This window comes from Anaerolineales bacterium, assembly GCA_030583885.1.
GTDB lineage: Bacteria > Chloroflexota > Anaerolineae > Anaerolineales > Villigracilaceae > Villigracilis.
The window spans coordinates 3,509,573-3,533,089 of record CP129480.1 but is presented as its reverse complement, the minus strand read 5'-3'; the positions used below and the strand labels follow the sequence as shown (position 1 = coordinate 3,533,089).

The 23,517-nt window shown below is 54.2% G+C and carries 21 protein-coding genes and 1 tRNA gene; 6 read left to right on the top strand and 16 right to left on the bottom strand.

All coding sequences use genetic code 11. From position 1 onward, the window contains the following. Positions 1-57 precede the first annotated feature (57 nt). The 5 genes from atpA to QY332_17710 are packed head-to-tail and all read left to right on the top strand — an operon-like array spanning position 58 to position 5,559. A complete protein-coding gene (gene atpA, locus QY332_17730; GenBank protein ID WKZ35455.1) occupies positions 58-1,716 on the top strand; it encodes a F0F1 ATP synthase subunit alpha in 1,659 nt (552 codons plus the stop codon). A 29-nt stretch (positions 1,717-1,745) separates the two neighbouring features. After that, entirely contained in the window at positions 1,746-2,639 is an 894-nt protein-coding gene (gene atpG, locus QY332_17725) for an ATP synthase F1 subunit gamma (protein WKZ35454.1), read from the top strand. Between the two features lie 12 nt (positions 2,640-2,651). Further along, positions 2,652-4,052, top strand: a complete 1,401-nt coding sequence (atpD, locus tag QY332_17720) for a F0F1 ATP synthase subunit beta (protein ID WKZ35453.1) — start codon at positions 2,652-2,654, stop codon at positions 4,050-4,052. A 49-nt stretch (positions 4,053-4,101) separates the two neighbouring features. After that, complete coding sequence (atpC, locus tag QY332_17715; GenBank protein ID WKZ35452.1) at positions 4,102-4,545, top strand: ATP synthase F1 subunit epsilon; 444 nt, start codon at positions 4,102-4,104, stop codon at positions 4,543-4,545. A 6-nt stretch (positions 4,546-4,551) separates the two neighbouring features. Continuing rightward, positions 4,552-5,559: a rod shape-determining protein gene (locus QY332_17710; GenBank protein ID WKZ35451.1), complete on the top strand. Its 1,008-nt coding sequence runs from the start codon at positions 4,552-4,554 to the stop codon at positions 5,557-5,559. An 83-nt stretch (positions 5,560-5,642) separates the two neighbouring features. Here QY332_17710 and QY332_17705 read toward each other — a convergent pair whose 3' ends face one another. The 10 genes from QY332_17705 to QY332_17660 all read right to left on the bottom strand — a co-directional run bounded on the left by QY332_17705 (position 5,643) and on the right by QY332_17660 (position 15,656). Next, on the bottom strand, positions 5,643-6,197 hold the full coding sequence (locus QY332_17705) for a GNAT family protein (GenBank protein ID WKZ35450.1): 555 nt from the start codon (positions 6,195-6,197) through the stop codon (positions 5,643-5,645). Between the two features lie 141 nt (positions 6,198-6,338). Continuing rightward, the gene (locus QY332_17700) at positions 6,339-6,956 is read right to left on the bottom strand and encodes a redox-sensing transcriptional repressor Rex (protein WKZ35449.1); all 618 of its coding nucleotides are present in this window, start codon (positions 6,954-6,956) and stop codon (positions 6,339-6,341) included. A 138-nt stretch (positions 6,957-7,094) separates the two neighbouring features. Further along, positions 7,095-8,972: an adenylate/guanylate cyclase domain-containing protein gene (locus QY332_17695; GenBank protein WKZ35448.1), complete on the bottom strand. Its 1,878-nt coding sequence runs from the start codon at positions 8,970-8,972 to the stop codon at positions 7,095-7,097. Next, positions 8,972-10,159 (bottom strand): FecR family protein, encoded by a 1,188-nt coding sequence (locus QY332_17690; GenBank protein WKZ35447.1) that lies wholly within the window; start codon positions 10,157-10,159, stop codon positions 8,972-8,974. Before QY332_17690 ends, QY332_17695 begins: the two co-directional genes overlap by 1 nt. Positions 10,160-10,241: 82 nt before the next feature. Beyond that, entirely contained in the window at positions 10,242-11,315 is a 1,074-nt protein-coding gene (locus QY332_17685) for an SH3 domain-containing protein (GenBank protein ID WKZ35446.1), read from the bottom strand. Positions 11,316-11,398: 83 nt separating this feature from the next. Next, positions 11,399-11,470, bottom strand: a tRNA-Arg gene (locus tag QY332_17680). Between the two features lie 79 nt (positions 11,471-11,549). Continuing rightward, on the bottom strand, positions 11,550-12,518 hold the full coding sequence (locus tag QY332_17675) for a PrsW family intramembrane metalloprotease (GenBank protein WKZ35445.1): 969 nt from the start codon (positions 12,516-12,518) through the stop codon (positions 11,550-11,552). Between the two features lie 46 nt (positions 12,519-12,564). After that, a complete protein-coding gene (locus QY332_17670) occupies positions 12,565-13,209 on the bottom strand; it encodes a TIGR03936 family radical SAM-associated protein (protein WKZ35444.1) in 645 nt (214 codons plus the stop codon). A 2-nt stretch (positions 13,210-13,211) separates the two neighbouring features. Further along, positions 13,212-13,733 (bottom strand): hypothetical protein, encoded by a 522-nt coding sequence (locus QY332_17665; GenBank protein ID WKZ35443.1) that lies wholly within the window; start codon positions 13,731-13,733, stop codon positions 13,212-13,214. 6 nt (positions 13,734-13,739) lie between these two features. Beyond that, on the bottom strand, positions 13,740-15,656 hold the full coding sequence (locus QY332_17660) for a TIGR03960 family B12-binding radical SAM protein (protein WKZ35442.1): 1,917 nt from the start codon (positions 15,654-15,656) through the stop codon (positions 13,740-13,742). A 172-nt stretch (positions 15,657-15,828) separates the two neighbouring features. Between QY332_17660 and QY332_17655 the strand changes: the two genes are divergently transcribed. Beyond that, a complete protein-coding gene (locus QY332_17655) occupies positions 15,829-16,479 on the top strand; it encodes a hypothetical protein (protein ID WKZ35441.1) in 651 nt (216 codons plus the stop codon). Positions 16,480-16,572: 93 nt separating this feature from the next. On the opposite strand, the gene QY332_17650 is transcribed toward QY332_17655, so the two are convergent. The 6 genes from QY332_17650 to QY332_17625 all read right to left on the bottom strand — a co-directional run bounded on the left by QY332_17650 (position 16,573) and on the right by QY332_17625 (position 23,504). Further along, entirely contained in the window at positions 16,573-17,100 is a 528-nt protein-coding gene (locus QY332_17650; GenBank protein ID WKZ35440.1) for an NUDIX domain-containing protein, read from the bottom strand. A gap of 84 nt (positions 17,101-17,184) precedes the next feature. Continuing rightward, complete coding sequence (locus tag QY332_17645; protein ID WKZ35439.1) at positions 17,185-17,943, bottom strand: HAD-IA family hydrolase; 759 nt, start codon at positions 17,941-17,943, stop codon at positions 17,185-17,187. A gap of 73 nt (positions 17,944-18,016) precedes the next feature. Next, complete coding sequence (locus QY332_17640) at positions 18,017-19,123, bottom strand: histidinol-phosphate transaminase (protein ID WKZ35438.1); 1,107 nt, start codon at positions 19,121-19,123, stop codon at positions 18,017-18,019. A gap of 30 nt (positions 19,124-19,153) precedes the next feature. Then, on the bottom strand, positions 19,154-20,029 hold the full coding sequence (locus tag QY332_17635) for a class II fructose-bisphosphate aldolase (GenBank protein ID WKZ35437.1): 876 nt from the start codon (positions 20,027-20,029) through the stop codon (positions 19,154-19,156). A gap of 43 nt (positions 20,030-20,072) precedes the next feature. Next, positions 20,073-21,011 carry a choline/ethanolamine kinase family protein gene (locus tag QY332_17630; GenBank protein WKZ35436.1) on the bottom strand — a complete coding sequence of 313 codons (939 nt, stop codon included), beginning with the start codon at positions 21,009-21,011 and terminating at the stop codon, positions 20,073-20,075. 60 nt (positions 21,012-21,071) lie between these two features. Further along, a complete protein-coding gene (locus QY332_17625; GenBank protein WKZ35435.1) occupies positions 21,072-23,504 on the bottom strand; it encodes an FAD-dependent oxidoreductase in 2,433 nt (810 codons plus the stop codon). Positions 23,505-23,517: the final 13 nt, after the last annotated feature.

Here is a 23,517-nt window from a genome sequence, read left to right as displayed (position 1 = left end):
GATAAGCCCCTTATCCGGGTTCTTGTACGTAAAAAGAATTTTGGCGGAGGCTACTGAATGTCAGACCTGATCAAGCAGATCACCGGTGATCTGCAGAAACAAATCGAAGGCTTTAAGCCCGAACCAAGCGTCAGCGATTTTGGCGCAGTGACGGAAGCGGGGGATGGGATCGCCCGCGTGGAAGGACTTGCCAATGTAAGTTCGCAGGAACTTGTGCAGTTTTCCAATGGCGTGATGGGCACCGCCTTCAATCTTGAAAAAGAGAGCGTCGGTGTGATCGTGATGGGCGAGTACGACGGTATTGTGGAAGGCATGACCGTGCGCGGTACCGGACGCATAGCCTCCGTGCCTGTGGGGGATGCAATGATCGGACGCGTGGTCAATGCGTTGGGCGAGCCGATCGACGGAAAGGGCCCCATTGCGACAACCGGTTTCCGTCCGCTCGAGCGCATTGCCCCGGGCGTGGTGGAGCGTCAGGATGTGGATACGCCGGTGCAGACCGGCATCAAGTCGATCGACTCGATGATTCCTGTTGGGCGCGGTCAGCGTCAGTTGATCATCGGCGACCGCCAGACCGGCAAGACCGCCATTGCGATCGATACGATCATCAATCAAAAGGGCAAGGATTTGATCTGTATTTACGTGGCCATCGGCCAGAAGAAGGCCGCCGTTGCCCGCACGGTGGGTATTCTCGAAAAGAGCGGTGCGATGGATCACACCATCATCGTGGTTGCCGCTGCGGATGAATCTGCAACCCTGCAGTATATTGCTCCATACGCGGGATGCGCCATCGGCGAGGAATTCATGGAGACCGGGCGCGATGCGTTGATCATCTATGATGACCTTTCCAAGCATGCGTGGGCGTACCGTCAGGTTTCGCTCCTGCTCCGCCGTCCGCCCGGACGTGAGGCCTACCCTGGTGATGTGTTTTATCTGCACTCCCGCCTGCTCGAACGTGCCGCCCGCCTTGCAAACAGCTATGTGATCACGAAGAGTGATTTCAAAGGCGAACTTGCGGATGTGAAAGATGCCGTGAATGGTACAGTGTATGAAGGGCCGCTTTCCACGCATGAAGCCGAAGAAGCCGCCAAGGCGCTCGGAGAGGGCCACAGGGCGGTCAAGGTGAAAGGCACGGGCGGTTCACTGACTTCATTACCGATCATTGAAACCCTGCTCAGCGACGTTTCCGCCTATATTCCCACGAACGTGATCTCAATTACAGACGGTCAGATCTACCTGGAAGGCAGCCTGTTCAATGCGGGCATCCGCCCGGCGGTGAATGTGGGTATCTCGGTCTCGCGTGTGGGCGGTGATGCCCAGACCAAGGCGATGAAGCAGGTGGCGGGGCGTCTGCGCCTTGACATGGCAGCATACCGCGAGTTGGCGGCGTTCGCGTTGATGGCATCCGACCTGGATAAGTCCACGCAGCAGCAATTGGGCCGCGGTCAGCGCATGCAGGAAATCCTCAAACAGCCGCAATACCAGCCCATGGAAATGGAGGAGCAGGTCATTGTCATTTATGCCGGCACGAACGGGTATGCGGATGCGGTGCCGCTTGAAAAAATGGCGCAATGGCAGGCGGACCTGGTGCGCTATATGTCAACTTCCCATCCCGAGATCGGTAAGGATATTCTGACCCGCAAAGCCATCACCGATGATAATCGCGCCGCTTTGACGAAAGCCCTGGATGGCTTCCGCGCGGGCTGGACAGCTTAGGGTTGATCAAGGAATAGAGGAAAAATCTTATGGCTTCCGCTCGTGAAATGCGGCTCCGAATCAAGAGCGTAAAGAATATTTCGCAGGTCACGCGCGCCCTGGAGACGGTCAGCGCCAGCAAGGTCCGCAAGGCAATCAATGCGGTTACGGCGACCCGCGCGTATGCGACAAAAGCGTGGCAGGTTTTGAAACACGTTGCCGAACAACCCGGACGGGATGCGCTGCATCCACTGCTTGCAACGCGCGATTCGGTGAACAACACCCTCGTGGTGGTGGTTACCGGTGACCGTGGACTGGCAGGCGCATACAATTCCAATGCGATCCGTTTTACGGCCCAGCGCTTTGACCCGAACCCTGCTCCGGTTAACTATATTGCCGTTGGCAGAAAAGGCAGGGACCTGCTTATCCGCCGCCGTAAACGTGTGATCGCAGATTTTAGCAATCTGCCCCCCGCACCCACCTTCGTGGACGTTTCCGCAATTGGCCGCCTCGCCGTGGATGAATTTCTCAAAGGCAATGTGGATGAGGTCTATCTCGTTTACACCGACTTCATCAACATGGGACGTCAGGTTGCCACGGTGAAGAAACTTCTGCCGCTCGAACTTGGCGGGGAGGGGCGTGTGGAGGAATATGAACACAAATCCGCAAATGGACCCGCTGCCGCGTATGAATATGAACCCGACCAGCGCGAGATTCTGGATGAGATCATCCCGCGTTTCACCGCCCTGCAGGTCTATCAGGCGATTCTCGAATCACAAGCCAGCGAACATGCCGCGCGCATGATCGCCATGCGTAATGCCACCGACAATGCCAAGGAACTTGTCGGCGCCTTGCAGCTGGCATATAACAAGGTTCGCCAGCAGGCGATCACAAACGATATTTTGGATATTGTCGGCGGCGCGGAAGCGCTTGCCGCAAAATAACTGGAGGAAATCATGGCAAATGCAAACGGCCGTGTCGTACAAGTTCTTGGCGGTGTGGTGGATGTTGAATTCCCCGCAGGCGGCATCCCTGGAATTTATGAAGCCATCGAGGTGGAGCGCGCAGATAAAGAGCCGCTTATCCTGGAAGTACAGAAACACCTTGGACATGGATGGGTCCGTACTGTTTCAATGGATTCAACCGATGGTCTGCAGCGCGGTGTTCCCGCCAGGGCAACAGGCGCCCCTATTTCGGTTCCTGTCGGGCTCGCAACTCTGGGACGTATTTTCAACGTGCTCGGCAAACCGATCGATAAAAAGGGTGAGGTCAATGCCGCCACCCGTTATCCGATCCACCGCCCGGCGCCTCCGTTCTCCGAGCAATCCACCCGGGTGGAAGTGTTCGAGACGGGTGTAAAGGTGGTTGACTTGATCGCCCCGTTCACCAAAGGCGGCAAGACGGGCATCTTCGGCGGCGCCGGCACAGGCAAGACCGTGATTATTATGGAATTGATCCGTTCCGTGGCGACCGAGCACGAAGGCAACTCCGTGTTTGCCGGTGTGGGTGAGCGTACCCGCGAAGGTACCCAGCTCTATCGCGAAATGATCGAGTCGGGCGTTATGAAAGACACCGTCATGGTCTACGGACAGATGAATGAACCCTCGGGCGTGCGCCTGCGTGTGGCGCTTTCAGCGCTCTCGATGGCGGAATACTTCCGCGATCAGGGCAAGGACGTTCTGCTCTTCGTGGATAACATCTTCCGCTTCTCGATGTCCGGTTCGGAGGTGTCCGCTCTGCTCGGGCGTATGCCCTCTGCAGTGGGCTACCAGCCGACCCTTGCCACCGAAATGGGCGAGTTGCAGGAGCGCATCACCTCCACCCGTACCGGTTCCATCACCTCCATGCAGGCAGTGTACGTCCCTGCGGATGACTACTCCGATCCCGCGCCTGTTGCGACCTTTACCCACCTCGATGCGACCATTGCCCTCGAGCGCTCCATCGTGGAAAAGGGCATTTACCCCGCCGTGGACCCGCTTGGTTCGACCTCCCGAATTCTTGATCCCAACATCGTTGGAGAGGAACACTACCGAACCGCGCGCGAAGTTCAGCGCGTTCTTCAGCGTTATAAGGACTTGCAGGATATCATTGCCATCCTCGGTATCGACGAACTTTCCGAAGACGATAAATTGATCGTTTCCCGCGCCCGCAAGATCGAGCGTTTCTTTTCCCAGCCCTTCTATGTTGCCGAGCGCTTCACCGGCATCCCCGGCAGGTATGTTCCGCTTAAGGATACCGTCCGAGGTTTCCGCGAGGTCCTTGACGGAAAATGTGACGATCTGCCGGAACAGGCATTTATGATGGCTGGCACCATTGAAGACGTCCGCGAACGCGCGGAAAAACTGGCGAAGTCTTAAAATTGTCGTTACAAGGGCGAAGCCCGAAATGACGACATGGAATGAACTCATGACCATTCGATGTGAAATTGTTTCCCAGGACCGCACTGTATTCGCAGGGGATGTGGATATGGTTGTCCTGCCCGGCGCGGATGGCGAGATGGGCATCCTGCCCAAACATGCGCCCATCCTTACCACCTTGAAGTACGGAATCATCAAAGTCCGTACGGGCGGCATGGAGGAACTCTATACCGTTGCCGGCGGCATTGCGGAAGTACAACCTGATACCATTACCGTCCTTGCCGATGCAGCCGAGAATGTGCAGGAGATCGACGAATCCCGGGCAGAAGCCGCCCGCAAGCGTGCGGAGGATGTGTTGGCAAAAGGACTGCCTGCGGATACCGATGCCTATCTGGCGATGGAAGCTGCTTTACGCAAATCCAACCTGCGTCTGGATGCTGTCCGTCGTTATCGCAACAAGGGTGGCATGCGCATGCCACCTTCGGAGAATTAGACCCGCGTGGCATTCTTTTCGAAAGACCTCGGTGTAGACCTCGGAACCATGTTCACCCGTCTCGCTGACAGCGCCCAGGTGCTGTTGGAGGAACCGACCATTGTCGCCATCGAAGTGGAAGATCAGAAGATGGTGGCGGCTGGCGCGGAAGCGCGTGACATGTACGGGAAAGTCCCGGACACAATTGAAGTGGCGCGTCCGCTCCGGCATGGGGTCATCGCTGATTACGAGATTACCGAAACCCTGCTGGCATATTTGCTGCAGCGTGTCAGTGGTTCGATGCGTATTTTTCGTCCGCGTGTAATGATCACGGTCCCCTTTGGGGTGACCAGTGTGGAGCGTCGGGCGGTGTATGAGGCCATTATGGAGGCGGGAAGCCGCGAGGCGTACCTCATCCAACAACCGCTGGCTGCCGCAATCGGCATTGACCTTCCGATCAATTCCCCGTCTGGGAATATGATCATTTGTCTGGGCGGCGGATGCACGGAAGCCGCTGTGATTGCCATGTATGGTATTGTTGCCGCGGACACACTGCGCGCGGGCGGCCTGGATTTGGATGAAGCCATTGTTAACTATGTACGCCGTAAATATGGTGTGATCATCGGGCAGTTGACCGCGGAGCAATTGAAGATCCGTATTGGCGCGGCTGTCCCGCAGGACATTGAAAACAGCATGGAAGTGCAGGGGCAGGACCAGGTCACTGGTTTACCGCGTCCGGTCACGTTGACCACCGGCGAAATCGTGGAGGCCCTTCAAGAGCCGTTGCGACAGATCGTTGAAACGGGGCGAAAGGTGCTGGAAAAGACCCCGCCTGAACTGGTCTCCGATATTATCGACCGCGGTGTGGCCTTATGCGGCGGCGGTGCATTGCTGCGCGGCATCGATAAACTGCTGACGAAATCACTGGGCATCCCCGCATATCTTGTGGATAACCCGCTGACCTGTGTGGTGCAGGGCTCCGTCAAAAGCTTTGGCATGTTGAATGTGATCCGCAGGAATTTGCCGCAGGTATAAATAACAAGCGGTATGGGAACAGACGGCCATCCTTAAATGGGCCGTCTGTTTTTATTAAACTGAGGCAGCGTCTCGATGTGTTCTTATTTCCAATCCCTTTTCAGCAGGGACAGGATATAGTGGCTGTGGAAACTTCCATTTGAGTGGTGATAGTCACGCAGCAAGCCTTCCTTTTGAAAACCCAGTTTGTGTAACAGGTGCAGGGAACCTTGATTCTGCGGATGGACCATCGCTTCGATCCGATTTAATCCCATTCCCTCCAACCCATTTTGAAGTGCCGCACGAAGCGCTTCCGTCATAATTCCCTTTCCCCAAAACTCAGGACCCAAATCGTAGCCGATCTCCGCGCGGAGATCGCGTTTGTTCCATTTGTGGTATCCGCATGTGCCGATGATCTGATGATTGTTTTTCAGTACGATACCCCAACGGTTCCAGGATTTGGTTTCAGACTCCTGATAAGACTCGATCATCTCCCGTGCCTGGGCGATATCCGAAATGGGCGCTTCGTCCAACAGGAATTCCGTGACGAGAGGTTCGCTGAAATGCCTGAAAACGAAATCAAGATCGTTCATTGTTAAGGGACGAAGCAGGAGACGCTCAGTTTCAAGTTTTGGAAAGAATTGGAGTGGGGTCATCATTGGATTGGAGCACCGGAAACCGGCTCAGATTTTTTCCTGTTCGTTGAAAAAAGAACAGGCATCGGCGGGGAAGCGAAGCGGTTTTTTCCAAATAAAAAACTCGCCGCGAATGGCTTCGGGCGAGTCGCGTTCGGTCTGCGGTTACAAATAATACGTCATCCTTTGCAGGTGGGTGGACGGGTCGATATATTGTACTTTTACGTTATTGGGAACATTTAAACTGATGGGGGCATAGTTGAGAATTGCCTTCACGCCCGCCTGAACAAGTTTCTCGGCAATGCTTTGTGCCGCGGCGGCTGGGGCGGTGATCATGGCGATTTTTATGCCCCCGGCTTTGATCCTTTCGATCATCTTGTCGGCATCTTCGATGCTGAAATCACCGATCTTTTGACCGACCTTTTCCTTGTTGTTATCAAAGATGGTCACAATGCGAAAGCCGCGATCTTTGAAGCCCTGATAATTGGCAAGCGCATGACCCATGTCGCCGGCGCCGACCAGCGCCACATCCCAGATACGGTCCACTTTCAAAATTTCGCGCAGTTTATCGAGCAGGTAGGCGATTGAGTATCCGGTGCCTTGTTTGCCAAACTCGCCAAACTGCGAGATGTCCTTGCGGATCTGTGCGGCCGAGATGCCCACATGCTCGCCCAATTCCTGTGAAGAAGTGGTTTTCAGCCCGCTGTCTGCCATGCGCTGCAATGCGCGCAGATAAACGGGAAGACGCCCGATGATAATATCCGGTATTTTTTCAGCGTTCATGTGCCCTCGCCTCGGTAAAATATATGCATAAATGTATCATAAAACCTGATTTTGTACAATTCCACACAAGTACTTCACAATCAAAAAAGGCGGCAAATCATTGGATGACCTGCCGCCTCACTTCCAGGCTCGAGCCTGCTAGCTATGCCAGGGCTTGATCTGCTCTGACTCTGGTGCGCCCTTCCGCCCGATGAGCTTGTATACGTTAACGGCCTGGGTCTTGCCTTTGACTGCTACGGTGTCGACAAGTTCCACGTCAAATTCATCCTTAACCTGTTGATAGGTGCTCTCGCTGATCAGAATGGGCCAGGCATACGTCTTGGTCAAGTCCTGCAGGCGGGAGGCAAGGTTGGCATTATCGCCTATGACGGTATAGTTGATGCGCTGTTCCGAGCCAAGCAGCCCCACGAACACCTCGCCTGAGTTGATGCCTATGCCCATGTCGATCTCGTTCGGGCGCCCCTCTTTTTTCCATTGCCCGCGGAGCTCCTCAAGGGCACTTCGCATATCCAGGGATGCGTGCAACGCGCGTGCGGCATGGTCCTTATATGGGACGGGCTCGCCGAAAAATGCAATAATCGCATCGCCTTCGTATTTGTCCACCGTGCCGCCGTGTTTGTAGATCACCTTGGACATGGCTTCCAGATAGGGGTTGAGAAAGGCAACCACGTCCTCCGGGGCAAGCCTTTCGGACAGGGTGGTGAAACCGCGAATATCAGAAAAGATGATACTCAGGTCGGCACGCTTGTTCAGGGAATTCAAATCCTGCGTGGATATAATCTGGTCGACCATTTCAGGCGAGATGAAGCGGCTGAACAGACTGCGGACACGCCGCTTTTCGATTTCCTGCGAAACCGCCTGCTCCAGCGTCGGGAGGATCACTCCCAAAAAGAGCATGATCTGCGGTGAAACAATTGGCAGGACGTATCGCTGGCGGATGTAAAACATAAAGGCCGCGCTCAAATAACCGGCCATGCTGATGAGCAGCAGTGTGACGGTCAGTGTCGGGCGTTTTGAGTAAGAAATCAAATACGCGATAACCGCCGCCGCCAGCGTGATCAGGAGCATCATCCAGGGCGGGGCGAGGGCAATGTATTTTCCCTGCAGGATCGTGTCTATGGTGTTGGCAACGATCTCCACGCCGGCTGTCGGAATGGAGGCCGAGAAGGGGGTGGGGTAGATATCCTGAAGGGTGATCGTGGTTGCGCCGATCAGGACGATCTTGCCGCGAAATGCATCCGGATTTCGTTCCAGTGCAATACCGTCATGAACATCCGATGCCGAATAGGTGGGGTAGGTGCCGCCGGGTCCCGCAAAATTAACAAGAAGCCTGCCCTTGGACAGGGGAACGGTTTCGCCATTGAAGGTCAACCTGTTCCTTGTGCTACTGGACGGTGGCTGGGTTTCCAGATGGATATTGGCGATCTCGAACGCCCAATGATAATAGGGCAGGTTGTTGAACGTTTCCATTACCTGCACGCTGCGCACAATGGCATCCTCATCGCGTTTGACATTTGTGATGCCGATCCCGTCGAGGACTTCACGGTAGACGGGTATGGGTTGTTTGAAGCTCGGGTAGCTGATCCCGTCCACCGTGGTTTCAAAGACCTGGACAATGGAAACGGCATGCGGTGACCGGGCAAGCGCAGCCGCTAAGGCCTCATCATTGGCAGGATCTGCATCCTGTTCGAAGAACAGGATGTCCACGCCGACGATCTTGCCGCCGCCTTTGTTGATCTGCTCCACAATTTCCGCAAAATAGGAACGCGGCCAGGGCCATTGAGTCCCTGTCCACTGGAATGAAAAATCATCAATGGCCACGATGACAATATCATCGGATGGTTCTTCAACCCCGCGCAGGCGCATGAATGAGTCCCGCGCAGAGTATTCGAAGAGCTCGAGCGGCGTTGTGATTCTCGCAGACAGCCCGGCAAGCTGAAGGAGAAGCAGGAGAATTGCCGTGCCTGCCACCAGGGTTAGGCGCAGGTTAAGCTGGCTTTTATTGTTTTCTGCCATTATTCACCTTGTTCAGGGAAACATTCATAATATAGTTCCTCATCATAGCAACTGGCTTCTACATCGCAAGGATCGCAGGTGGGCACAGGCTCAGGCTCCGGATCTTGTTCCACGGCCGGTTTCGGCGTGGGCTCGCCCTGCGGTTTGGTAAAGGTGGAAGATGTGGTCGAGCAGATCTCGCTGCCATCCGCGCCAAAGGAGGTCACAAACCAGCTGAACTCCCCGCCGGCCGGGAAGATTTCAATGTACCATGTGGCGTTTGTGCCCGTAGTCGGGATGGTGACCCGGTACCCATTTTTATCGATGAAGGTTACAACATATTGCTGCGCGCCGGGCTGGGCCTCCCATTCAAAGTTGACCGCTCCCTGTTTTGGCAGACCCGCTCCTCCCGCCGGTTGAATGATCCCAAAACAGCCGTTACTGGAGTCAGCCGGAGGGGCTGCCTGCTGCAGGGTGGCTGTCGGCTCGGGAGTTTGGGTTGGGATGGAGGTTGCCGTCGGCTGCGCCAGAGCGGTCACGGTTGCCATGGCCTGTTCGAAGAGTTCCTTCGCTTCTGGGTTTTCGTCCAGCCATTCCTGAAATTCCTCGGGTGTCATGGGCTCCACGTTGGGCACAGTCCAATTGCCAGTGACCGGGTCGCGATGGAAGAGGATGACTTTTTGTCCGTCCGTGAAATTCACTGCGCCGGCCGGGTTGTTTGCCGAGCAATTGCCCTCCAAACAGGTAACGTAAATGTCCAGGGTCTCAGGGTCAACCTCGACCTTCATGTAGGAGCCGCGCACGGACGCCACGCCGGAAGGCGTTTCCACATCCGCGCTGCCGCCGTCGAGGATGATGAATAATTTGCCAATATCCAATTTAAGTCTCGTGGCGAGTCCGCCCTCCACTTCATCGTTGGCAATCAGGGTGAACAGAGAGGAGGGCGCCACTCGGATGATCGTTCCGGAAGACAGGTCAAGACGCACACGTCCATCGTCGCCGGTTTGGACCTGCCCATTCACCTCGAGCACGGTATCCCCACTTGCAGGACTAAAGGTTTCCTCGCCCGCTTTTTTTGTGTCCACCGTGCCCGATAGTTCGCTGAGCGCGGCAGAGAGCGGCGATGCCGGACCAGCCTTGGGTTTGCAGCTTGCAATAACCAGGATGGTCATTATAAAGATAAACAAAAACAGTGATTTCCTTTTCATGTGTTCCTCCAGTTTTCAATTAATAATGCTTTCCAAATCAGACGGCGGAATGGATTGACCTATCAGCGCAGTGTGGTTTTGTTCAACGGAGAGCCTCCACGCTCAGAACATACTTTGTGTAAAATGCCTCGTTTGAGCCCGGGGCGAATACACGCAAATGATAACTGATATTTTGGGATAGTTTCAACAATTGCCTGCCTCCACATGCCAGGGAAAAATTGTCAACAGGCGTTCCATTATTCCATAATTCCACCCGCAGAGCAACGCCTGTGCAGGACACCTGAATTGCGATGGATCCGTTTTCGGAAGTGAACTCGACCCAATCTTCGGCATCACCCTCTGGTGCAGAGACCTCGCCGCTTATTTGAAAGGCACGCGCACCGGACGGCGAGAGCAGTACCTTTGCCAGGGGGGATCCCATTGAATCTCCATCCTGCGCGGCTGTCAACGGCGCCCCGCTTTGGGGTTCAGGGTCCGTCTGTGTTTCGGTTTGTGCTGCATCTTCGATTACCGGGATGGAATCAAGGTTGTCGACCTGTAAAAATTCCAAAGCCGCCCAGCCCTTTCCATCCGCTGCAGCGGCAAACTCGATCTGTATCCATGCGCCGCCGGGATCTCTGCCTGTGATGAATACCACGTCATTTTGATTCAAAATGCCGAGTGTCTCATAGCTCGCACCGGGACCACTGCGGATATTTATTCTTTGGACGACTAGCCCGCTCCAGCCGGTCCCGTCTCCTGCGGCTGCGCCGATGACAGGAATCTGTGCCGACTCATCCACCCGCACATATTCTGCGCGTACCCAGCCAATTCCCGTGGATGAGGTTGGATAAACGATCTGAATCCAACTTCCGCTGGCGTCCTGTGCGCTGACCTGTACTTTTTCGAACGGCGCGAGCGTGCCCAGATTCTCGCTCGCAGTGGATGGTTCGGCGCGCACATTCAGCTGTGTGGTGGTGATCCCCTCGACGGGCGGGATGGTTGGCATGGGGGTTGGCGGAATGGGCGTTTGTGTGGCTGCGGGAATGGATGTGGGCGGCAGGGTGGCGGTGATGAAATTCGGGGTTGCTGTTATACGTTCCATATCCACATCACAGGCGCTGAGCGTGATGGTCAGGAGGATCAAGATGGCAAGGTTTTTTTGATGCACAGACACAATTGTATCCAAGAATTAAGTTGTGCGTAATGAAACAAAAGGGTCGAAACAAAAAACCGCCATGAAAGCGGTTCAGGGGAAGGTACCCCCGCGCAGACTCGAACTGCGCTCTTCAGCTCCGGAGGCTGACGCTCTGTCCACTGAGCTACGGGGGCGTGCGGACGGAATTTTACCATAGGCGAGGATGAGGTTGGTGAAAGTGTCACCAGCCTCCAGACCAGGGAAGAAGCTGCGTTATTTTGCCTGCGGCGCGAGAGCTGCCAGTTCCCGCCGGAGCGATTCGATGATGGCGGAATTCCCCTTTTCATCACCGTGTCGGTTGAACTGTTCCTTCTTGTGAGCCAGTTCGCCCAGTGCATGATAAAAACGGGAGGTTGCCCTGCCGCTCAGCCCCGCGGTGGTCAACGTCCACGGCGACAACGCTTTTTGGTACTGCGCCTGCGAGATCAGCCCTGTGGAGACCTCCCCGGCCAGCTGCCTTTTGACAACATTACGTTCGTGGAAGATCATCCAGATGATGAAGCCGAACATCAGTATATAACCAATACTGTCGACAAAGACGGTTGCCGCAAGGCCCTCGAGATCGCCGAAGAAATTGCCAAGGGTGTTGTGGAAGGCGTGCGTGAAGATCGCCACCCCCAGGCCGGCGACCGGCGCGATAATCTTAATACTTATGTTTTTGTTCAGACGTGCAACGGCAAAACCGATGCCGGTGAATGCGGTGAAGAAGGCGTGCATCCAGCCGACCAGGATCACGCGGATGATGGCCAGTACGAACAAACCCTCCCAGCCGCCTTCAAGGTAGCCGTTGCGGTAAATGTAGAGGGTATTTTCAGTGGCGGCGAAACCAAGCCCGGCGATACCGCCGTAAATGATCCCATCCAGAATGGAATCAAATTCCCTGCGGAACATGAAAAACACAATTGCCACCGCAAGACCCTTGAGGATCTCCTCGACGACAGGCGCGACCAGGGAGGTGGTGCCGAGGTTCGTCAGCGCTTCCGAGCCGGTGAAAATATAAATGCCAATGCCGAAGACCGTATTGATGATGAAGGCCCCGCCTGCGGCGATGACCACACCCCACATGAACGCGGCGCCGAGCAGGGCCTTGGGTTCCTTTTCGTAGCGATCCAGCCAGTAAATGAAAGCGGCGTAGATGAACATGGGAACGAAGCCCAAAAAGACCGAAACGAGCAGTGCCATAACTCTTTCCTCCAAAGGAAAAAAAATTTGTCCGGGGCAGCGGACTTTATTGTTGAACGGTGTAGTCCTGAAAAATCAAGCGAGTTCTTTCAATGCGCGTACACTCCGGCGCAATATCGAGCGCATTCAACACCTCTTCAGGACGCCCGGTTGCACCGTCACGCGCGGCAAGCATCATCTTCAGCCATACTTTCCCATTTGCCTCGGTTATCACACTGAGCATTTCGATCAGCGGACGCAGGTCGTAGGATTTTCCGCGCCGTTCGCGGAGGATGGATTCGGAGGCCATCAGCGCCTGTACGTTGCGCGTCAGTTCCGCGCTGTCAACTGCTTCCGTCAAATGGACATCATAGGCCGCCGACAATACCTGCGTTTGCAGGGCGGGCGCGCGCTCGTCCACGTTTTCGATGTGGATGACCTGGATGTCCGGGGGCAGGCTGTCCTTGAGCCGTTTGGAAATGTCTGCAAGGCTCATTTCCTCCTTCAGGCGGACATCCAGGACTTCACCGCGTGATGAGAATCCCAGCGGCAGGGCGGCGGCAAGGCTTATTTTCGGCTGGGGATGGAATCCCTGTGAGTAGGCGATGGGCAGTTCCGCGCGGCGCATGGCGCGTTCCCATAATCTGTGCAGATCGAGGTGGCCGGTGTATCGCAGCGCACCTTGTTTTGTGAAGGTGATCCTGGCTCGCATGACTATTTCGACTCTGCAATCCTTTTGAGCCAGTGATGGATCAGCGCACGGGTGCGGCGGCAGGGTTTATAGGTATGCTCGGCAATGCGCTGGAAAAGATCATGGTCGAGACATTGGCTGTAGGTCAGTTTTTGAAATGCTGACACGATATTGGCAAACGCCGCAAGTTCCTGTTCGACAATATCGTCCAGGGCGATGTTCTTATATTTATCCACAACCAGATAGGAGTGCGTTTCCTTTTCCATTAACGGAGATTCGTAGTCCGGATACCCGTACCTGGCCTGGAAATTTACCAATGCAGTGTGGGATGTGCATGGAGAGTACGATTCGCCATGTACGATCTCGGTCAAGCGGTCCGAGATGAATTGCTCGCGTGAAAGAACATCTGCCAGTAGGTCCTTGACGGAGAGGTGCTCCGAAACGCCTTTCATCGTCAACTGGCGCGCAAACCCGATACGGTTTAGCAGGTTTTCAAATTGATCGCGCTCATTTTGCAGACGCTCGAGGAGAAGGGTTTTATCCATCGTCTATTAATCGCCGACCACGGGCAATTCAACATCAATTTTGCGTGCGGGGGTTTTCACGTCCGGGCATTTCCAACCCTCACCCGGGTTGTCGCGCCGCAGATTTGCAAAGGTCGGCAGGATGCCGCAGGCAAAGCAGTTCAAGCGACAGTCCACGCGAATCTGCCCTTCGAGAGACATGCGGAAATCCTGGAAGAGAAAGTTCTTGCGGACAGCGGCAGTAATGTGTTCCCACGGGAAGACCTCGTCGGTACGGCGCTGGCGGTGGGTGTAGAAGGCGGGGTCAAGACCATGCTCTTCAAATGCGGGCAGCCAGGCATCCTGTTTTTTGCCTTCATCCCATGCATCGAACTTGGCGCCATTTTTCCAGGCACTATAAATGACCTCTGCCATTTTACGGTCGCCGCGTGAAAGCCAGGCCTCCAGCAGCGTATCCTCGGGTTTGGTCCAACTTAGCTTAATATTTTTGTCCTTTAAAAGCTGGCGTTTTAAGAGAGCCTGCTTTTCAAGAACACTGTCTCTTGTATCGCATGCGACCCATTGGAAGGGGGTCTGTGGTTTTGGTACAAAGGTGCTCACGCCCGCGTGTAATTTCACCTTCCAGCCCGCCACTTTTCGCCCCTCTTCGATCACGCGTTTGCATAGATCCACAATGGCCTGCACATCTTCGAGCGTTTCACTGGGATGCCCGATCATGAAATACAGTTTTACGGTTGTCCAACCGTGGCTGTAAATATCACGGGTGGTGTTGAGGATGTCTTCATCGGGAATGAACTTGTTGATGATGCGGCGCATGCGTTCGCTGGCTGCTTCGGGTGCCAGGGTGAAACCGCCGGAGCGGTGTTGTTTGAGCTTTTCCATCAAATCCACGGAAACCGATTCAATCCGCAGGGAGGGCAGCGAGACGGTGAGTTTGCGGCCCTCAAAACGTCTGCTGATCGCGTCCACCAGATCGTTGATATAGGTGTAATCGGAGGATGACAGGGACATCAAGGCCAGTTCTTCAAACCCCGTGGCGCGGACTGCCTCATCGGCGGCGTCCACCACCTCCTGCACGCTTCGTTCCCGCACGGGACGCGTGATCATGCCCGCCTGACAGAATCTACATCCACGGGTGCATCCGCGCATGATCTCCACCGAAACACGGTTGTGGACAATTTCAATGTTTGGGACGATAAACCTCGTCGGCGGGGGAGGCAGTTTTGCGACAATACGCTTATTGACTGTTTTGGGTACATCGGGGATGACCGGTTCGGTATAGGCAATCGTCCCATCCTCCATGTAGGTTGTTTCATAAAAGCGGGGGACATATACGCCGGGGATCCTGGCAAGGTCGCGCAGGGTTTCTTCGCGCTTCGCGCCTTTTGTTTTCTGAATTACATTAATTATGTCGTGAATGATTTCTTCGCCCTCGCCGATTGCAAAGGCGTCAATGAAGGCGTGCATGGGTTCAGGGTTGGTGGTGGCGTGCCCCCCGGCGATGATAAGGGGATGCGTCTCATCCCGGTCTGCCGAGCGGACAGGGATGCCTGCGAGGTCAAGAATGTTGAGAGTGTTGGTATAGAGGGTCTCGTAGGGCAGGCTAAAGCCGATCAAGTCGAAGCAGGCCAGAGGGTGTTTCGATTCGAGCGAGTAGAGCGGGATCCCGTGCTCACGCATGAGTTCTTCCATGTCCAGCCACGGGGCGTAGGCGCGTTCGGCAAGCGAGTCGTCTCGCTGATTGATCTGGTCGTACAGGATTTTCAAACCCACGTTTGAAACGCCGATATCGTAAATATCGGGAAATACGAATGCCACCCGGGTTTGCGCCTTATCCCAATCTTTGCGGATGGAGTAAAGTTCCCCGCCCACATAGCGGCCCGGTTTTTGTACCTTTAAGAGAATGCGGTCAAGCTTAAATTCGATTTGCCCAGGGGTTAACATGGCGGACATTATACCTGATAAGAATTATCTAAATAGATTAGAGTTTGCAAGCGGTAAATCCGGTTAATCTTTACAGATATGAAAAGAATGCCGCAATAAATAGCCCGAACGGGGCAACGGTTGTTACATGGGTTTGACGTAGAATCTCAAGCAAATACAAAAGGAGTATGATATGAAAAAAGTCTTATTGATTTCGCTGGCTTTGGTGCTCACGGCTTGCGGAGTGGTTCAGCCCGTTCAGCAGGAGCAGCCAACGCCCGTCATTGCAACCGTTCTGGTGACGGTTGTCCCGCCAACTGAAGCACTCCCGCCAACTGCGATCCAATTGCCGACGCAGGAGCCTACCGCACTCCCGACAGAGGCGCTGGCACCGACCGATGTTCCCCAGCCGACCGAGGTGGCTGGAATTCAACCTGCCTCCTTAGCAAACCTGAACCCGGTGGCAGTGGACTTTGCGCTGGGTAAGGGTGTGTTTGGGGATATTAATTTTTCCAGTGATACACTTTCGCTGCGATGTTTCCCCCGCGAGATGGAGATCAGCATGACTGCCATTTTGCCGGATATTGTCCGTGCAGAAATGTTCTACCGCATTGTGGACCCCATGCAGCGTACATCGGAGTGGTTTCTTGTGGGCAGTATGACGCCGGACATCAAAGGCAATTTTTCCATCACCTTCAAGGCAACCGACATTAACCCGGATTATCGTGTCTTGCAGACGGCCTGGATCGATTTCCAGTTTGCCGGTGTCAACAGGGGTGGCGGTGTGGTGGACCGAACCCAGAAGATCGAGAAATTGGTCACCTACTACAAGGAATGCCCGTAGGTTGAATTGAAAAAGTGCGGGACGGAAACGTTCCGCACTTTTTCTTTTACTGTTTTATGCTCAACAAGCGCTATCTTCCTCTCCATTGTTCTGTTACCCCATCACCTGCATGTTTCCCTTTCCGTTCCAATACAAATTCAGCAATTCAATGAACCAGCCGCAGAATTTTTGGTTCTCGTTCTGTACCATCTTCTTTAGTTCGTCCATGCTTAAATAAGATATTGCTTCAATCTCACCGGGGTCAAATCGTACCTGTCCGGGGTCAACCATGCCCTGGAATAATTCGCTGATCTCGTTATCGTTCCAACCGTACTTCATGCGGAATTTTGTCAGCCGTTCAAGCTGGATTCCCTCCAAACCCAATTCCTCCCTCATTCCCCGCAGCGCAGCTTTGAGGTATTCCTCCCCCGCCAGCACATGCTCCGAGACCGAGCAATCAAGCAGGGATGGGGATGAGGCGCGGTCTGCGCTGCGTTTTTGCACGAGCATTTTTCCGTCCGCCGTGAATAAAAACACATGCACGCCGCGGTGCTGGCAGCCAAGTCGATGGATGGCTGAGCGCTTTTCGCGCCCGATGACATTATCCTCGTCATTCACAATATCCAATACTTCGTCAGCCATTTTACAATTCTACCTCACATGTAAAAAGGACGCGGATCACTCCACGTCCTTCGTCTCTATTTTCAACCTGCAAATTGCAGGTTCCTACCCAAACAACTCGATCAATTGCCGGGCGTGGACAACCCCGTCGAAATTCTGGAGGCCGCCTTTGTGCATGATCGCTTTTTCTCCGTCGGGGTCGCCGAGGCAGGAGACGATGACATCCCCCGCTTCAAGATCTTCCTTCTCAGTATATCCATTCGTGGTGACGATGGTTTTCAATCCCGCTGCTTTGGATGCCGTCAATCCGTTCCTGGAATCCTCCACGACAAAAGCTTCATCGGGCTGCAACCCCAATTTGGAAAGGGCGAGGTTGTAAATTTCAGGATCGGGTTTCTTGTTCTTGACCACATCACCCGCGAGAACGATCTCGAATTTGATATCCGCAAGGACCTTCCCGGTGATGGCTTTCGCAGCTTTTTCATTGGATGTGGTGCATACGCCGATCTTGATGCCCGCTTCCATGAGTTCCTTCATGAAGCGCTGAATGCCAGGACGCAGGGGGAGTTTGCCGGATTCGATCAATTCCACGAAGAGGGCGGTCTTGCGCTTGTGCATTTCCTTGACGAGCTCGTCGATCTCCTGCTCGCTCATCGGTTTGGAAAACCCTTGGGCCTTCCAGTGATGCTTCATGCGCTCCTTGCCGCCTGCGATCTGAAGCAGTTCGTGGTAATACTCCACGCTCCACTCATCGGTGAAACCGAATTCCTTAAAGGTCATATTGAACGATACGCGGTGTCCATCACGCTCGGTGTCGATGATGACACCGTCCTGGTCAAACAAGACTGCCTTGATTTTAGACATGTGTTCCTCTTTTCAACCACAAAGGTTCACAAAGGTTTTTCCTTCGTGAGCCTTTGTGTTCTTCGTGGTTAATTCATTTTTTTATCCCAAAGAATTCCAACACGGTATTCACGAACAACTCGTTCTCTTCCTTCGTGCCGACGGTCACGCGGAACCAGCCCTCGCTGCCGTACTTCTTGCTCTCGCCGCGCAGGATGATGCCCTTGGTCTCGGCGAAGGCAAGCACTTCCTTGCCGGTTTTGCCGGTTTCACCGCAATCAAAGAGAATATAATTTGCCTTCGACGGCATCACATAAAAGCCGGGAATGACGCTCAGGGACTCGGTGATGAAATCGACCGCGTTGTTGTTGAATTTGACGCGTTCCGCGAGACCTTCCATATCTTCGAAAGCTGCCAGCGCCGCCCACATGGGGATTGTCCCCACATTCCATGGCAGAAGCGAGCCGGCAATCTGGTCGATCACCTCCTTATCTGCGATGGTATACCCGAAGCGCATCCCCGCGAGTCCGTAGGCCTTTGAAAGAGTGCGTGTAATTAATACATTCTTGTATTTCCTGGTCAACTGCACCTGGGACATGCCGAGCCCTGCGTATTCCACATAGGCTTCATCGATCACGAACGGAATGCCTGTCTCCGCAATGGTAATAAAGTGCTTCGCATCCATGAAGTTGCCCGTCGGGTTGTTCGGATTTGCGACCACGATGATCTTGGTCTTGTCGGTAATCGCCTTGATGATCGCGTCGGGATCGTAGTGCATGAGATGATCCTTGTAGATCATCGGAACGGAGACCATTTTTGCACCGAGCAATGTCCCGCGCAGGCCGTAAATTCCGAAGCAGGGGGTGTGCTGAATGACTTCATCTCCGGGGACAATGAACATGCGGAAGATGTTATCGTACACTTCGCTGGACCCGTTGCCGATCATCACATTCCCCGGGCCATCCACATTGTTCATTTCTGCGATCTTGCCCCGGACGACCAATCCCTGATCCGGATAGCGGTTTGCCAGCTTCGCATATTTGACCATCGCTTCCAGCACCTTATCGGATGGGGGAAGCGGATTTTCATTCGACATCATGCGGTGCAGGGACGGGTCCCGCCAGGCCTTTTCAATATGCTCCGAGATATACATCGGGATGCCTTTTACCCATGGGGCGTAGTATTCTTCAACCTTCTTCATTATGCTGTCTCCTATTTTTGGGGGTTGCTCTTAAGCCTTGCCGGCAGAACCTAATTTGTCGATCCAGTGCATGACCGCCTTGCGGGTTGCATCGCGGACAAAAACATCCAGTTTACCGGGATCGTATTCGTCGCGATGGGCATTGATATATTCCCATTTTGCGTCGATTAACGTATGCTTCAATTCGGTGGACACGTTGAACTTTGCACCGCCAGCTTGCAGCAATTTGACGATGTAATCATCTGGCAGCCCGGTTCCGCCGTGAACAACCACCGGAGTTTTGATCCCATTGCCATTCAACATCTTGTTGATGATCGCCATGCGCTCAAAGTCGATCTTCGGATTCTTCGTCTTGTACACGCCATGCGCCGTGCCGATGGCAGGAGCGAAGATGTCCACACCTGTGCGCTCGACGAATTCAATGGATTGTTCGGGATTTGCCAGCTGTGCCTCATCTTCTGCGACCTTGATCTGGTCCTCCACGCCGCCGACCGTTCCCAACTCGCCCTCGACCGAGATGTTGCCGACGCTGTGGCAGTAATCCACCACTTCCTTCGTCTGGCGGATGTTCTCCTCGAAGGATTGTTTGGATGCGTCGATCATAATGTTGGTATAGCCCGCATCCGCGCACTTTTTGCAGTAGTCGATGGCGGTGCAATGATCAAGGTGCAGGCAGATCGGCACGGGAGCTGCTTCCGCAATGGTGCGATACACCGCCACCATCACATCAGGGCCAAAAAACTGGGAGGGCTTGACGGAAGTCTGAATAATGAGAGGCGCCTTCTTTTCGACAGCCGCCTCCACCACGCCCTTGAATTGATTGAAATCCGTTATGTTGAACGCCCCGACTGCATATCCGTTCTTTGCCGCTTCCACCATGATCTCTTTTGCATTTACGATAGACATTTTTTTGCTCCTTATATTTATGTTCTTTTTCAATTTTTGTTTGTCACTTGTTACTTTTCTTCGCTACATCCTTCAACCATTGCTCCCAATGGAAATCAGTCACATGCTGGCGGAAGCGCCCAAACCACAGGTCCGCATATCCCTGGAAATCCTCCTCCAGTTTCGAGATACCCGTTTGGGTTGTGCCCCACATGGCTTCGTGCAACTCGGACATGGGCCACATCAGCCTCAAGCGGGCATACTGCTTCGGGGTCACCTCACCAAAATATTCGTTAAGGACGAAGCGCACCTGTTCATCGTTCAAGCGGTGATGATGCGAAAAATTGGCAAGATCAAAAAAGATATCACCCATGCCCGCATATTCCCAATCCATCAGGCGAATCTCACCGATGTCACCGGGTACATCCTCTTCAAGCCAGTTCAAATTCAACAGATCGTCATGGCAGGGTGTTGGCGTGTACGGATCTTTTTCGAGTGCCTTTTTTGTCTCGTTCATCTTTTGCATGATCCAGTCCCAGTCGGATGGGAACTTTGAACCGTTGCTCTTTGAAATCTTCGTCAACATTTTCACGCGATCAAAGACATTGAACTCACCGTTTAGTTTTGGACCGCGCCGATGAAAGAGACGGATTTTTTTCATCACACGCGCAAGGTAATCCGGTTGCTTGATGACATCGGGTGGAATCGTTTTGCCGTTGATGAAGCGCGTCACAATATACCCTTCGGGTTCGATGAAGTACATGATCTCGGGCGCAATCCCCAGTTCGCCGGCAGCTTTGTTTGCCATGTGTTCCACGTCCCGTTTGATTCCCAGTTGATCGGTGCCCTCGCCCGCAAGGCGGATCACGTACGACCTGCCATCCGCCTCAATCTTAAAATTCAAATTGGTAATCCCGCCGCTCAGCGGGGTCCGTTTGATGTTCTTTGAGTCCGCGAGAAACGGTACTTTTGCGATGGCTTTATCAATGGCAAGTGTGGACATGGATTCCTTCCAAAATAAAATTGACGGCTCGCTTCCTTCCGGAGGTGAACCTGCTCGTGTTTACTGTTTGATCCTCTTGCCCTTCGGGTCCCACAATATGGCCTGCGCCACCTCCGCGCTGACCTGTTCGCCGAAACATTCCACGCTCAATTTTGTTCCAGCTTTCGCATGTTTCAGCGGCAGATAGGCATACGCGATGGACTTCCCGACCGAATATCCGAATCCGCCGGAAGCCACCCAGCCCACGAGGTCATCGCCCGCACGGATCGGTTCCTTGCCAATGACAATCGTTCGGTCATCGTCGAGGGTGATCGTACAAAGTTTATGGGCGGGTCCTTCCGCTTTCTGTTTGGCCAGGGCATCCCTGCCGATGAAATCCGCCTTGTCCAGTTTGACTGCGAAACCGAGACCCGCCTCGTACGGAGTGTAATCGGGCGAAATCTCACCGCTCCAATAGCGGTAGCCTTTTTCAAGACGCAAGGTGTCGATGGCTTTATATCCGCCTGCGACCATGCCCTCGGGTTGACCGGCCTCCCAGAGCGTATCCCATAAGCGCAGACCATATTCAGAGGGACAGTAAAACTCCCAGCCGAGCTCGCCCACATAGGTCACGCGTGAAGCCAGAACGGGCACATCGCCCACATTAATCCGTTTCGCAGTCATGTACGGGAAGCCTGCATTGGAGGCATCGTCGGAAGTAACTTTTTCCAAAATCGTGCGCGCTTTTGGTCCCCACAGGCCGATGCAAACCAGTGACGAGCTGACATCTTCAATGGTCACACTGCCATCTTCCGGCATTTGCAGCGAGAGCCACGACATATCGTGCTGGCCGAATGCCGTGCCGGTCACGATGAAAAAGAGCTCTTCCGCAAGGCGCGTAACGGTGAAATCACATTCGATGCCGCCGCGTTTATTCAGGCATTGCGTATAGACCATGCTGCCGATTGGCACATCAATTTGATTGGCGCAAACGTAATTCAGGAATTTCAACGCACCGCTTCCGCTCACTTCAAACTTATTGAACGACGTTTCATCGAAGAGGCCGGCATTCTCGCGCGTCATCAAGTGCTCATGACCGATCGCGCGGGACCAGTTGTGGCGCATCCAGCCTTTTGGTTCGTGTCCATGCGTGGCTTTCTCTTCATAAATTCTGAACCAGTTCGGGCGCTCCCAGCCCATCTTCTCGCCAAAGTGACAGCCGAGATCGCGCAGTCTGAAGTACGTGGGGGAGGTGCGCAGATTGCGGCGCGAGATCCTTTCTTCGCCGGGATAATGAATATCATAGTACTGCGTATACGTCTCAAGCGTGCGCGCCGCAACATAATCGAGATTGTTATAGTTCGGACCAAAGCGGCGGACATCCAGGCGCCACATATCCCATTCGGGGTTTCCATCGATGATCCATTCCGCCATCACCTTGCCGATGCCGCCCGCGCCTGCGAGCCCGTGCGCGCAGAATGCACACGCAACCCAGAAACCCTTTACCGAAGTTGGGCCTAATAAAAACTCACCATCCGGTGTGAAACCCTCGGGTCCGTTCAAAAGTTTTATAACCTCCGCGTCTTCAATCGCGGGTACGCGCCGAATTGAATTTTCCATCAACGGCGTGAAGCGGTCCCAATCGGGCGGGAGCAGCTGGAATTTAAAATCATCCGGAATGCCATTCACGCCAAAGTATGCAGGCTGACGTTCGTATCCACCTGTGACCAGGCCGCCGACCTCTTCACGCCAATACACAAGCAGGTCAGGATCGCGCAGGTTGGGAAATGTATTCGTCACGCCTTCAATGGGTTTGGTCATGATGTAAAGATGCGCCATCGGGATGACGGGTAGATTCAGCCCGACCATTTTTCCGATCTCGCGTCCCCACATGCCGGAGGCGTTGACCACAACCTCGGTCTTGATCGTGCCTTTGGTCGTGACGACTTCATGCACGCGGCCATTCTTGACGTTGACCGCCGTCACGGCGGTGTCGGTGAAAATTTTTGCCCCGCGCTGCTTTGCGCCGATGGCAAGCGCGTTGGTTAGTCCTGTCGGGTCAATGCTGCCGTCGTTGGGCGTGTAGGCTGCGCCGACCACGCCTGTGATATCCATCAACGGGAACATATCCTGCGCCTCTTTTGCGCCGATCAATTCCATCGGCACGCCAAAGGAACGCGCCATGCCGACCAGGCGTTTGTTTTCCTCCATGCGTTCGGCGGAGGAGGCGAGACGAAGCCCGCCCACTTCACGCCAGGAGGTGTCCTGGCCCGTCTCGGCTTTGAGGCTGCGGTACAAGTCCGTGCTGTAGTGCATCATACGCGTCAGGTTTGCATCCGAACGCATTTGCCCGACCAATCCCGCCGAATGCCAGGTTGAACCTGATGTCAATTCATGCTTCTCAATCAGGAGCACATCCTTCCATCCCAATTTCGTGAGGTGGTAGGCGATACTTGCACCGCCCACGCCTCCGCCGATGATGACGACCTGTGCTTGTGTTGGAAATTTGGACATGAATGTTGTCTCC